Here is a 13,344-nt window from a genome sequence, read left to right as displayed (position 1 = left end):
TAGACCTACTATGTAGGTCTTTTTTTTTATATAATTAAAACAATGGGAAGTGATGCAATGTGAAGTTAGCAGTGATAGAAATAGGATCTAACTCCATCAGAACATCAGTGTATAGATCTTCAAAGCGGAATCGTTTTAAAACCTTGGATCGATGGCGTGAACCAGTTCGGTTAGGCAAATCGATTGCACAAAGTCGATTATTAACGAATGAACAAATTGAAGAGACAATTGATGTTTTGAAGAAATTTCAAGATAGAATTCAAAGATACGAAGTAGATAGTATAAGTTTGATCGCCACAGCGGCAGTTCGTCTTGCAAAAAATCAGGAACAATTGATATTTGCGGTACTTAAAGAGACTGGATTACAACTGCACATTATTGATGAGCAAGAAGAGGCATATTATGATTATGTCGCTGTTCACAATACAATGAGGATTAAGGATGCCTTAATTGTTGATGTCGGTGGAGGTAGCAGTGAGATAAGCTTAGCTAAAAAAGGACGCTTGAAACATGGTCTGAGTATTCCAATTGGAGCAATTTCAATTTCGGACCTTTATTTGAAGAGTGATCCGATAAAGTCTAGCGAGTTGGCTAATGCAAAAAAGGCTATTAACGCACGATTAGATAATCTGAATTGGATGAGTTCTGAAGCAACATTTGTTGGCTTAGGTGGAACTCTTCGTGCAGTTACTAGTATTTTAAATCGAGAAGGTAAGAAGAAGAAAACCTTACATAACTCAATCGTTACTAGTGAACAAATCGATACGTTGTTTAATCGCTTACTCCACTCGTCTAATGAAGAGCGTAGTAAGATCAAGGAATTAAGTGATGGAAGATTTGAAGTCATACTTGGTGGAATTTTGATTATTTCAGAGATAATTAAAAAAACCCCCTCTAACGAAATCCGCTTTTCGAATTTCGGTGTTAGAGAAGGTTATGTATTTAATTACTTCCATAAAATGAATCAAGCAAAAGATTAAGCACGGCTTGGTAATGTTAGGTTTGTTGAATCAACAATATGATTCTCCATTTTGTGGAGCAATTCATTCATCCAAAAGTCGTCTGCAATATCAAGAACCGTGTCAAGAGCGTATACTTTTAGTACGTAATTATGTGTGGTATCTGGTGGTTTCGGTCCATTATACCCAGTAGTGAAGGGGCTTTTTGGTTTACCCAATAATGGACTGGCAGAACTATTTTTACCTTGAATAGCAGAATGTGTGGTTTGGCTGAAGTTTTCTGGGATGTTCAATTGGTCTGGTGAAATATTCGCCATTGTCCAATGAATCCATTCAAATCCACAGACAGGGATGGAATCTGGATCGGTAAATGTTAGAGCAAGGGATTTGGTACTTTCTGGAATGTCTGATAACTTAAATGGGAAACTAACGACTGGTTCCCCATTTTTAATATCATCTGCAGGAGCAAATTTCCCATATTTATCGGGCAGAAGTCCATTTATTAAAGGTACAGTTATTTTCATATAACCCATCTCCTAAAAATATTTGTAGTGAGGTAATAAAAGTGGAAAGAATAGATATAAATAACCTATCTGATAATATTGTAAATCAGATATCAAAGATTGAACAACTTACTGATAATAAGGTTGAAATATATAGTGATTTTAGTGATCACCAGTTTTTGACACTTGATCAAGCAAGCCATGAAACTAAACATAATAAAATTACAGTAACTATTACTAATGAAAAATACTCAGAGTTTGTTCTATTGCACGAATTGTATCATGTTGAATTGGAGAATTCAGGTGAACCATTGATATCTTGTGCCGTAACTAGTGGTGATAGGGATGTTGACGGTAGAATCATTTCAACGGCTAATTCATTATTTGAAAGTTTGGAGCATTCCTTAGTTGTTCAAAAGCAAATTGATGATGGCAGCTATACAGATGAGATCAAAAAAGAATATTTGAAGGGTATCGATCATGCTCTGAATCCAAACGTTCAATTGGACCCAGACAACATGCGATTCTATCGTTCATTGATCATTTTCGACGCGATAATATTTGGACAACATAGTGAAGATAGTGATTGGAAATTGAACTTTCCTGTTTCCTTTAAAGTCGCTTCTAAGCTTGTTAAGCAAGTTGAGGATAATGATTTAACTAAGCCATTCCAATTCAGACGTGCTCTTATCAACGTCTTAGAAGAATACAATGACTTGATCATTTCCAGAGGATACGAAAGTATGCATTATCATGAATTCTTAAATGTGACACCGATTGTTTCTGAGCGTCAATTACGTTTGAATTTGAATCAAACTTATAATATTAAGCATTCGGCATTTAAGAATCGATCAACTGGAGATGATGCGTTTGCTTTGATTGCTATTAATGATGGTCAAAGTGTTGCAACATTGAATTTTGATTCAACTAAGGTCAATCCAGAATTTTATAAAGCATATTACCAGAGAACACTAAAGGAAACGTTTGCTAAAAATGGAATCAAATATCAATTGAGATAGGAGAGAATTATGTCAGACGAAATTTCAGAGTTTAAGGATCTGCTTAAAGCGGCTAAGTTTGTTACATTTTTGACCGGTGCTGGAGTATCTACACCATCAGGTATTCCTGATTATCGTTCTAAGAATGGTTTATACAAACGTGAAAAATATGATTTTCCACCAGAATATATGTTGAGTCATGAGAATCTATTGAAGAATCCAGAGATTTTCCATGACTTTACAGTTCACAATATGTATTTTCCAGATGCTTTGCCCAATATTATTCATAAGAAAATGGCTGAGATAAGTAATGATAAAGGAGCTATTGTTACACAAAATGTCGATAAATTGCATACTAAGGCTGGTGCTAAGAACGTTGTGGAATTTCATGGCAATTTGTATGATGACATTCATTGCTTAACTTGTGGCAAACAATTTGATTACAAATACTACATGAAAGATTATATTCATCATGAAGACAACGGAATCATTCGTCCCGGTACTACTGTCTTATATGGGGAGAATATCAATCCTAAGAATGTGGAAAAAGCGGTTGAATATGTAAAAAAAGCCGATCTTCTTGTTGTAGTGGGAACAAGCTTTAAGGTCTATCCTTTTGCAGGACTATTGAACTATGCATCGTCTGATGCCAAGTTGGTAGTTATCAATAAGGAAGATATTGATATTGATTCTTCAGGACTTGCTATTTCCGATGACGCTGTTAATGTTTTTTCTCAATTATAAAATGATATACTTAAAACAATTATTCACGGAGGCTTAAATATATAAATGACTCAAGACAAAAAGACTTTTTACATAACTACACCGATTTATTATCCATCGGGAAAACTTACTATTGGTAACTCATATACAACTATTGCTGCTGACACACTTGCACGCTATAAGCGTAATGAAGGATTCGATGTCTTCTTTTTGACAGGTACAGATGAGCATGGTTTGAAGATCGAACAAAAGGCTGAAGCTAAGCATATGAAGCCTCAAGAATACGTCGATATGATGGCTTCAGATATTAAAAAATTGTGGAAGTTACTAGAAATTTCTAATGATAAGTTCATTCGTACAACTGATGACTATCATGTTGCTGCTGTCCAAAAGATCGTTGAGAAGTTGATTGCTCAAGGCGATATTTATTTAGGTGAATATACTGGTTGGTATTCAGTTGATGATGAAGAGTACTTCACCGAATCACAACTTGCCGAGGTTTATCGTGATAAAGATGGAAAGGTAAGTGGTGGACTTGCTCCATCTGGTCATGAAGTTACCTTAGTTAAAGAGCCTTCATACTTCTTTAAGATGGGCAAGTATGCTGATCGTTTGTTGAAGTATTATGAAGATAATCCAACATTTATTGAACCAGAGATTCGTAAGAATGAAATGGTCAATAACTTCATCAAACCCGGTTTGGAAGACTTAGCTGTATCTAGAACTAGCTTTACATGGGGAGTTCCAGTCCCAAGTGACCCTAAGCATGTTGTTTATGTTTGGGTTGATGCTTTATTGAACTATATTACAGCTCTTGGCTACATGAGTGATGATGACTCATTATTCAAGAAGTATTGGCCAGCTAATGTTCAATTCGTTGGTAAAGAAATCGTTAGATTCCATACTATCTACTGGCCTATTATCTTGATGGCGCTAGGAATTGATTTGCCTAAGCAAGTGTTTGGTCACGGTTGGTTATTGATGAAAGATGGTAAGATGTCAAAATCTAAGGGTAATGTTGTTTATCCTGAGATGCTTGTTAATCGTTATGGACTAGATTCATTACGTTATTACTTGATGCGTGCAATGCCATTTGGTAATGATGGAATGTTCACTCCAGAAGATTATATTGATAAGATCAATTACGATCTTGCTAACGATCTTGGAAATCTTCTAAACAGAACCATTTCAATGATAAATAAATATGATGATGGTAAAGTGGTTTCAGTTAAGGCAGTAACAGAGTTTGATACAGCACTGGAGGGTGCTTATGAAACAACTTTGACAGATTATCGTAAACATATGGATAAGTTCGAGTTCCCAGATGCACTAGCTAGTGTTTGGGCATTTATCAGTCGTGCTAACAAGTATATTGATGAAACTAAACCTTGGGTCCTTGCTAAAGATGCTGACAAGAAGGAAGAATTAGATTCTGTTCTTGGACATTTGGCCGAAGGATTAAGATTGATTGCCTTACTAATTAGTCCAGTTATGACACAATCACCAATCAAGATGTTTGCACAATTGGGATTGGATTATGACAACGATAAGAGCTTGAAGTTTGGCGATACAGTTGTAGGTAAGACAGTTACAAGTGATCCAACACCTATTTTCCCAAGACTAGATGCTAAAGAAGAAGTCGAATATATCAAAAACAAGATGGCTGAAGAAAAGGCTAAAAATGGTAGTGGCAAGTTGAGCAAGTCAGCTCAAGCTAAGGCCAAGGCACAAAGTGAGTCTGAAGACGAATATCCTAAAGAAATCAGTTTTGATGACTTTTCTAAAGTGAAAATGGTCGTTACAGAGATCCTTGACGTAAAACGTGCTGCCAATGCTGATAAGTTGTTACAATTCACTTTGGATGATGGTACAGGAATCGATCGTCAAATCTTGTCAAGTATGTATGAATTCTACCCTAACTTTAAAGAACTGATTGGCAAAAAAGTCGTTGCCGTTATCAATTTGAAGCCAAGAAAGATCCGTGGTGAGTGGAGTAACGGAATGTTACTTTCAACAGAAGCCGGGGATGATGTTAAATTGGTTCTGGTTGATAATTCACATAAAAATGGGGCAATTTTAGGCTAATGAAAATTTTTGATACTCATACGCATTTAAATGATCCAGCATTTGCTGGTAAGACTCAAGAATATATTGATCGTGCTGCCGAGTTTGATGTTGATGAAATGGCTATTATTGGTCAAAATGAGGATTACAATATTGAGGCCATTCGCTTGGCTCAAAATTATAAACCGCTACATGCTGTGATTGGCTGGCATCCAGAGTTTGCCAGTGAATATAACGAGGAACAATTGGTTAATCAGATCAAGCTTCCTGAGGTTGTCGCGATCGGTGAAATCGGATTGGATTATCATTGGAGCGAAAACCCTGAATCAAGTATTCAAAAGGCTACTTTGATTAAGCAACTAGACGTGGCACAACAGTACAATATGCCGGTTTCAATTCATTGTAGAGACGCATTTGAAGATATGTACGAGATCTTGAAGAATCATGATATGTCCAAATCTGGGATTATCATGCATAGTTTTAACGGTAATTTGGAATGGCTGAATAAGTTTTTGGATTTAGGATTGATGATTTCATACAGTGGAGTTGTTACTTTTAAGAATGCTAAAGAGGTCCATGAATCCGCCAAGAATACGCCATTAGATAGATTGCTAGTAGAAACAGATGCACCGTATTTAGCTCCAGAACCATATCGTGGTCACCAAAATGAACCTGGTTATACTCGCTTCGTACTTGATGCAATTGCAAAATATAAGGATATAGACCCAGATATAGTTGCTCAACATACGTTTGAGAATTCATATCGTGTTTATAATATTAAATAATGAAAATAAAAGAAATAATTGTAGTAGAAGGAAAATCTGATACCAATCGATTGAAGGATTGTTTGGGTGAGGTTGATACAATAGAGACTCGTGGTTCAGCGTTGAGTGACGAAACTATTGAACGAATTAAGGCCGCACAACAAAAGCGTGGAGTAATTATCTTCACCGATCCTGATTTCAACGGTAATAGATTACGAACGATAATTTCTAAAGTAGTACCAGATGCTAAACAAGCATTTTTACCTAGAAATAAAGCCGTTCCTAAAAAAAGTGATGGTAGTTTGGGAATTGAGCATGCCAAAGATGAAGATATAAAAAAAGCTCTAGCTTCAATTTATACTATGTCTGATTTGACTGATGATTATAGTACTAACGATATGATTGATCTTGGGTTGATTGGGGATGTTAGTTCCCAAAAACGTCGAGAATTTGTTGGTGATGATTTGAAACTTGGTTATACTAACGCCAAGCAGTTTTTGAATCGTTTAAATATGCAACAAGTGTCACCACAAAAGTTACTTGCTGCAGTTGAAAAATTTGATAAAGGAAGTACCCATGACACTAAATAGATTAAGCATTTCTGATCCGATTCGTACTAATGATATTCTTCGTAAATATAAATTGCGTGCCAAAAAAAGTTTGGGACAAAACTTCTTAACTAGTGAAAAAGTTTTGAATGAGATCGTAGATGCTAGTAAGTTGAAATCTGATGAGATTGCAATCGAGATTGGACCCGGTATTGGTGCACTGACAGAGAAGCTTGCTGAAGTTGCCGAGAAGGTTTATGCATTTGAGATCGATCAATCTCTTATTCCAGTTTTGGAAGATACTTTAAGTTATTACGATAATATCGAGGTATTCAACGAGGATATTCTAAAAGTTAATCTTGATGATTTTGTTAAGGAACATCATTTAGAAGGTAAGACTATCAAGGTCGTTGCCAATCTTCCGTATTACATCACTACGCCTATCATGTTGAGTTTGATAAATAGTGATTATCCATTCCAAGCATTGGTATTAATGATGCAAAAAGAAGTAGCCGAAAGAATCACTGCTAATCCGGGGCATCGTGAATATGGCTCACTAACAATTGCAGTTCAGACACAAATGGACGCTAAAATAGCTTGTATAGTTGGTAAAGAATCATTCATACCAAGACCGAAGGTAGATTCAGCAGTTGCTGTTTTGGAGAGACTTCCTAAAGAAAAGATAGATATTGAAGATCCTGAATTCTTTAATAAGTTAATTCGTTCCTCCTTTGCCCAAAAAAGAAAGAGTTTAATGAATAATTTCTTGAATTGGCTAGGAAGAACCGATGAAAATCGTGAAATTATCAAAGAAGTTTTCAAAGATTGCGAAATAGCTGAAAATGCCCGTGGCGAACAGGTTTCTATTGAACAATACAAGAAATTAGCGACTGATTTACAACAAAGAATTAAAAAATAATTAGTTTAAAAAATGATAATATTCTTGCAATTTTCAGGAAATCATGGTAGTATTGCACTCCTAAGGAGTGATTTAATAAAATGCCAACGTCATTGAAATCAATTAAGAGTCGTTTAGACTCTCATTTAGGTGAAAACCTAACGGTTGTAGCACAAGCAGGTCGTAAAAAGGTTATCCGCCGTCGTGGAACCTTAGCAGAAACATTCCATTCAGTTTTTGTTGTTGATTTAGATCAAGATGAAAACTCCTTTGAAAGAGTTTCATACAGTTATGCTGATTTATTAACAAAATCTATTGATATCACTTTCGATAGTGAAGCAGCAAATGAAGATTCAAGTGCCGATACAGAAGTAGCCGACGCTGAATAATATATACAAAAAGAGGATTGCGAGAGAAGCAATCCTCTTTTTATTTATCAAAAAATGTCGAAAAGACTTGAAAATCTTAACTTATTAGCGGAAAATGAATTGATTGTTGTGCTATTTGCTTTATAATCTGAAGTGATATACGTTTTTTAGGAGAGATATATATGAAAACACGAAGAAGCGAACGTTTAATTGATGAAACTCGTTACTTATTAGAAAGACCACATACACTAATTTCTTTGGCATTTTTTGCTAAAAGATATGAATCTGCCAAGTCATCGATCTCAGAAGACTTGGGAATTCTTAGAAGAACTTTTATGATTCGTGGCATTGGTGCCTTGGAAACTTTGCCAGGTGCCGGTGGTGGAGTTATTTTTACACCAGGAATCTCAAAGGAAGAAGCTACAGACTTTATTACAACTACAACTAAACGTCTAGAAGAACCTGACCGTATTTTGCCAGGTGGATATTTATATTTGACTGATTTACTTGCGGATCCAGAAGTACTAAGAACAATAGGAAGAATGATTGCTACACAATATTCTCAAAGTTCTATTGATGTTGTTATGACAGTGGCCACTAAGGGAATCCCCATTGCCCAAAGTGTTGCCAATTTTTTGAATATTCCTTTTGTAATGGTCAGAAGAGATTCAAAAATAACTGAAGGTTCAACAATAAGTGTCAACTATGCGTCCGGATCATCTGATCGAATTGAAAAGATGGAATTATCAAAGCGTAGTCTTCCAGAAGGATCTCGTGTTCTAGTGGTTGATGACTTTATGAAAGGTGGCGGTACTATTAATGGTATGCGTAGCCTTATTTCAGAATTCAATGCTATCTTTGCTGGGGCAACTGTCTTCGCTGAGAATATCAATGTTAGATCTGAGTTTAGAGATACCAAAGTAACATCACTATTCAAAGTTAACCAAATTGATACAGTTAACCGTATTTTAAAGATGGAACCAGGAGATTATCTAGCAAAAACTGATTTTAGTTATTTTGAATAAAACATAATTGAGTAGATGGCACTAATAATGCTATTATATATAAGGATATTTGAGTGACTGAAAGGGAGTTTCCAATGTCGAATCGTTATGTAATAATCCTTGCTGCCGGTAAGGGAACAAGAATGAAATCTAAATTGTACAAAGTATTGCACCCAGTAGCTGGTAAAGCTATGGTCGATCATGTTTTGACACAGGTTGAAAAAATGAAGCCTGCAATTGTCGAAACAGTTATTGGTAGTGGTGCTGAAAAGGTCCGTGATCTATTAGGAGACCGTACTAAGTACGCTTTGCAAGAAGAACAACTGGGTACTGCTCATGCTGTTTTACAAACTGAAGATGTTTTGGCTGATAAAGAGGGTACAACATTGATTGTTAATGGTGATACACCGCTATTTACCGCTGAAACTTTTGAGAAATTGTTTAATTACCATGAAAAGCAACAAGCTGCTGTTACGATTTTAACCGCTCATGCTGATAATCCGTTTGGATATGGTCGCATGGTTCGTGGAGTCGATGGCAGTGTTTCTAAGATTGTTGAACAAAAAGATGCCACTGACGAGGAACTGAAGATTCAAGAAATCAATACTGGTGTTCTTTGTTTTGACAATAAGTTATTGTTTGATAATTTACACAATGTAAAAAACGATAACGCTCAAGGTGAATACTACTTACCAGATCTAATTGGTATGTTTAAGAAACAAAATAAAAAAGTATCAGCCTATCAAATGGCTGACTTGAGTGAATCAATGGGTGTTAATGATCGTGTCGCCTTATCACATGCTGAAAAATTGATGCAAACTCGTATCAATGAATTTCATATGCGTGAAGGTGTAACTATAATCGACCCAAATAATACCTATATCGATGCTGATGTTAAAATTGGCAGTGACACTGTTATTGAACCCAATGTTAAAATTTTTGGTAAAACAGTAATTGGCTCTAATTGCTTGATCGGTTCTGGTTCAAGACTAGAAAAAGCCGTTATTGAAGATAACGTAAAGATTATCAGTTCAACTATCGAAAGTGCGATTATGCATGAGGGTAGTGATATTGGTCCAAATTCACATTTGCGTCCTAAAGCTGAAATTGGCAAAGAAGTCCATGTTGGTAACTTCTGTGAGATTAAAAATGCCAAGATTGGTGATCGTACAAAAGTTGGTCATTTAACATATGTTGGTGATGCTACTCTTGGTACGGACATCAATGTTGGTTGTGGTGTTGTGTTTGTTAATTACGATGGTGTCAAGAAATGGCATAGTAATATCGGAGATCATTCATTTATTGGAAGCAATTCTAATATTGTCGCTCCAGTTGAGATGTCTGATCATTCGTTTATTGCCGCTGGTTCAACAATAACCAACGATATACCAAAGCATGCCATGGCAATTGCTAGACAAAGACAAACAAATAAAGAAGATTTTTGGGATAGATTACCATTATCAAAAAGTGAAGATTGGGAATAAAGGTGGATATTAATGTCATATCAAAGTAACGAACGACCAATGAAAATTTTTGCGTTGAATTCTAATAAGCCTTTGGCAGAAAAAATTGCCAAAGAAGTTGGAATTCCGCTAGGAAAATCATCAGTTACACGTTTTAGCGATGGTGAGATTCAAATTAATATTGAGGAAAGTATTCGTGGTGCAGAAGTATTCTTGATTCAATCAACCTCAGCTCCAGTTAATGATAACTTAATGGAACTTTTGATCATGGTTGACGCACTTAAACGTGCTTCAGCTCACTTGATCAATGTTGTTATTCCTTATTATGGATATGCAAGACAAGATAGAAAGTCACGTTCTCGTGAACCTATCACTGCTAAACTAGTTGCAAATATGTTAGAACGTGCCGGTGTTAACCGTGTTCTAGCACTTGATTTGCATGCTGCACAGATTCAAGGATTCTTTGATATTCCAGTTGACCATCTAATGGGTGCTCCACTTTTGGCAGATTATTTCTTAACAAATCATCTAGAAGAAGATGCCGTTGTTGTTTCACCTGATCACGGTGGTGTTACTCGTGCTAGAAAGTTAGCTGAATTTTTGAAGACACCAATCGCTATTATCGATAAGCGTAGACCTCGTGCCAATGTCGCTGAAGTTATGAATATTATTGGTAATGTAAAAGGCAAACGTGCAATTATTATTGATGATATGATTGATACTGCAGGTACAATTTCATTAGCATCACAAGCATTAATTGATGCAGGTGCTACCGAGGTCTATGCTTGTTGTACACATCCAATCCTTTCAGGTCCAGCTATTGAAAGAATTGAAGCCTCACCAATTAAAAAGTTGATTGTTACAGATTCTATCAATCTTCCTAAAGAAAAAATTATCGATCGTATGGTTCAAGTTTCTGTTGGACCACTTATCGGTGATGCAATTCGTCGTATTCACGACAATGAACCAGTAAGTCCATTGTTTGATAATAGATTTAAAGCAAATAAAAAATAGAGTGTGCCAAAACGCGTTCAGTTTTCGTGTATAAGCAAAAAGAAGTCGATATTTACGCATGTAAATATTGGCTTCTTTTTGCTTATACGGAGAAAATTGCGTTTTGGCACACGTTTGAGCTACAAAACTGAGTAGAAAAAAAGTATATCACCAATTCCTTATTTCTTAGATTTATACAGGAGAAAATTGCGTTTTGGCACACGTTTTACAAAGTGTATATTTCAAGTAGATTAATTGACTAAAGTGTCGCAAGATAGTAATTTGTGTAAACAAAATACTATTTTGAGGTGTTACTATGTTGCCTTTATTTTGGTCGTTTATATTCATTGTGGTTATTTTGATATTTTGTTTAAGAAATGAACGTTACATTCGAAATGTTAAACGATATAAGTCAGATTTAATGTCAATTGGAATTGCACTAGGAATTACCGCAATCATTTTGATTAGCTTCATTATGATCAGTGGTAGATGATATATTTTGTTAATATTTAATTGATAATAAAATATATTAAAATAGTTTAAAAATATTATTCTGCCTTTGTTACAATTGAATAAATTGTTCCAAGGGGGGAAATATGAAAAATCGTAATAAAAAGATATTTTATTCGATTGCAGTTATTCTTGTTGTGTTAATTATTTGGTTTTTACCAATTCCTGTCGGTGTGAAGGCAGCTGGGTGGCATACGTTTGCTATTTTTATCGGATTTATTCTGGGTTGTTTATTGAATTTGGCACCATTGGCGGTATTGTCAATAATCATGATGGCCTTCTTAACCATCTCACAGGCTATGCCAGCAGAAATGATCTATGCAGGATTTGGAAATAGTGCTGTATGGCTTATTATGTTTGCGTTTTTTGTGGCTATTGGATTTAGAACCACCAAGTTAGGATTTAGGATTGCTTATTATCTGATTTATAGATTCGGACATAGTTCACTTGCATTATCTTATGTTCTGACAATTTGTGATGTTATTATGGCTCCATTTGTACCGAATACAAACGCCAGAGGTGCTGGTGTTTTATATCCAATTACGATTTCTTTATCCAAGTCTTTAGGATCTGAACCAGATGATGGCACACAAAACAAAATAGGTTCGTTTTTACTGTTGACTAGTTTTCATCAGAATTTAATTGCTGGATCATTATTTCTAACCGCGATGGCGACCAATCCGTTGGCATTAAGTATGGGAAAGAGTGTTTTCCATGTATCAATATCTTGGTTTGATTGGTTAAAATATACATCCGTTCCTAGCCTTCTAGCGCTATTGATAGTTCCATTAGTTATTTACTTTATTCATAAGCCTGAGTTGAAAAAAATTCCTAATGCACAGAACTTTGCTAAAGAGAAATTGAACGAAATGGGAAAAGTTTCAACTAAGGAAGTCATTATGATTCTTGTATTTGTATTAATGATCGTTCTTTGGTCAACTACACAATTTACTAATTTGGATAATACAAGTATCGCTTTATTAGGATTAGCCATTTTAGTCGTTGCTGGAGTTATTGGATTAGATGATATCTTGTCTGAGAAGAAAGTCTGGAACATTTTCATTTGGTTACCACCATTGATGGCAATCACGCCATACTTGGCACAGACTGGTGTAATAAAATGGTTCAAGAATATTATGTCAGACAGCGTTAGTGGATTGAGTTTGATGTCTGCATTCATTGTTTTGGCACTGGTTTATCTCTATATTCATTATTTCTTTACCAGTGTTTTGGTACATATGCAGGCATTATATATTCCGTTTGCGACTGTATTAGTAAGTTTAGGAGCTAATGCAACGATGGTAATCATGATGTTTGCCATGTTAACTTGTATTTCCCCAAGTACGACACACTATGGAACTGGTACAGCCTCGATTTATTTTGCAACTGGTTATGTATCGCAAAAAGAGTGGTGGCGTGTTGGATTCATTGTTTCAATGACAGAATTCTTGATATTTATGATAATTGGTCTAGGTTGGTGGAAGATATTAGGAATGTTTTGATAGTTTTAGTCTAAATGGTATATGAACCCTGTAAGCCTTGTGATATG

General features: G+C 35.5%; 14 protein-coding genes. 13 read left to right on the top strand and 1 reads right to left on the bottom strand.

Annotated elements, in window-relative coordinates:
* The first annotated feature begins 59 nt into the window (after positions 1–59).
* Entirely contained in the window at positions 60–980 is a 921-nt protein-coding gene (locus BTM29_RS01145) for a Ppx/GppA phosphatase family protein (RefSeq protein ID WP_076613744.1), read from the top strand.
* On the opposite strand, the gene BTM29_RS01140 is transcribed toward BTM29_RS01145, so the two are convergent.
* On the bottom strand, positions 977–1,483 hold the full coding sequence (locus tag BTM29_RS01140) for a YbhB/YbcL family Raf kinase inhibitor-like protein (protein WP_076613743.1): 507 nt from the start codon (positions 1,481–1,483) through the stop codon (positions 977–979). The genes BTM29_RS01145 and BTM29_RS01140 overlap by 4 nt on opposite strands.
* A gap of 41 nt (positions 1,484–1,524) precedes the next feature.
* Here BTM29_RS01140 and BTM29_RS01135 point away from each other — a divergent pair, with 41 nt between their 5' ends.
* From BTM29_RS01135 to BTM29_RS01085, 12 genes are all read left to right on the top strand, one after another.
* Positions 1,525–2,481: a hypothetical protein gene (locus BTM29_RS01135; RefSeq protein ID WP_076613742.1), complete on the top strand. Its 957-nt coding sequence runs from the start codon at positions 1,525–1,527 to the stop codon at positions 2,479–2,481.
* Between the two features lie 21 nt (positions 2,482–2,502).
* Positions 2,503–3,204, top strand: a complete 702-nt coding sequence (locus BTM29_RS01130; RefSeq protein ID WP_076618569.1) for an NAD-dependent protein deacylase — start codon at positions 2,503–2,505, stop codon at positions 3,202–3,204.
* A 45-nt stretch (positions 3,205–3,249) separates the two neighbouring features.
* Positions 3,250–5,268 carry a methionine--tRNA ligase gene (gene metG / locus BTM29_RS01125; RefSeq protein ID WP_076613741.1) on the top strand — a complete coding sequence of 673 codons (2,019 nt, stop codon included), beginning with the start codon at positions 3,250–3,252 and terminating at the stop codon, positions 5,266–5,268.
* A complete protein-coding gene (locus BTM29_RS01120) occupies positions 5,268–6,032 on the top strand; it encodes a TatD family hydrolase (protein ID WP_076613740.1) in 765 nt (254 codons plus the stop codon). Before metG ends, BTM29_RS01120 begins: the two co-directional genes overlap by 1 nt.
* Positions 6,032–6,601 carry a ribonuclease M5 gene (rnmV, locus tag BTM29_RS01115; protein ID WP_083685884.1) on the top strand — a complete coding sequence of 190 codons (570 nt, stop codon included), beginning with the start codon at positions 6,032–6,034 and terminating at the stop codon, positions 6,599–6,601. Before BTM29_RS01120 ends, rnmV begins: the two co-directional genes overlap by 1 nt.
* A complete protein-coding gene (gene rsmA, locus BTM29_RS01110) occupies positions 6,588–7,478 on the top strand; it encodes a 16S rRNA (adenine(1518)-N(6)/adenine(1519)-N(6))-dimethyltransferase RsmA (protein WP_076613738.1) in 891 nt (296 codons plus the stop codon). Before rnmV ends, rsmA begins: the two co-directional genes overlap by 14 nt.
* A gap of 80 nt (positions 7,479–7,558) precedes the next feature.
* Positions 7,559–7,846, top strand: a complete 288-nt coding sequence (locus BTM29_RS01105; RefSeq protein ID WP_076613737.1) for a Veg family protein — start codon at positions 7,559–7,561, stop codon at positions 7,844–7,846.
* Between the two features lie 161 nt (positions 7,847–8,007).
* Entirely contained in the window at positions 8,008–8,850 is an 843-nt protein-coding gene (gene purR / locus BTM29_RS01100) for a pur operon repressor (RefSeq protein ID WP_076613736.1), read from the top strand.
* A gap of 74 nt (positions 8,851–8,924) precedes the next feature.
* Positions 8,925–10,313 (top strand): bifunctional UDP-N-acetylglucosamine diphosphorylase/glucosamine-1-phosphate N-acetyltransferase GlmU, encoded by a 1,389-nt coding sequence (glmU, locus tag BTM29_RS01095; protein ID WP_076613735.1) that lies wholly within the window; start codon positions 8,925–8,927, stop codon positions 10,311–10,313.
* A gap of 12 nt (positions 10,314–10,325) precedes the next feature.
* Complete coding sequence (locus BTM29_RS01090) at positions 10,326–11,306, top strand: ribose-phosphate diphosphokinase (protein ID WP_076613734.1); 981 nt, start codon at positions 10,326–10,328, stop codon at positions 11,304–11,306.
* Positions 11,307–11,601: 295 nt separating this feature from the next.
* Positions 11,602–11,778: a hypothetical protein gene (locus BTM29_RS12765; protein WP_157886429.1), complete on the top strand. Its 177-nt coding sequence runs from the start codon at positions 11,602–11,604 to the stop codon at positions 11,776–11,778.
* A gap of 103 nt (positions 11,779–11,881) precedes the next feature.
* Positions 11,882–13,297 (top strand): DASS family sodium-coupled anion symporter, encoded by a 1,416-nt coding sequence (locus BTM29_RS01085; protein ID WP_076613733.1) that lies wholly within the window; start codon positions 11,882–11,884, stop codon positions 13,295–13,297.
* Positions 13,298–13,344 lie beyond the last annotated feature (47 nt).

Origin of the sequence: Companilactobacillus allii, from assembly GCF_001971585.1 — a bacterium.
GTDB classification, from domain to species: Bacteria; Bacillota; Bacilli; order Lactobacillales; family Lactobacillaceae; genus Companilactobacillus; species Companilactobacillus allii.
The sequence above is the reverse complement of the archived record's forward strand: the minus strand, read 5'-3'. Positions and strand labels throughout refer to the sequence as shown.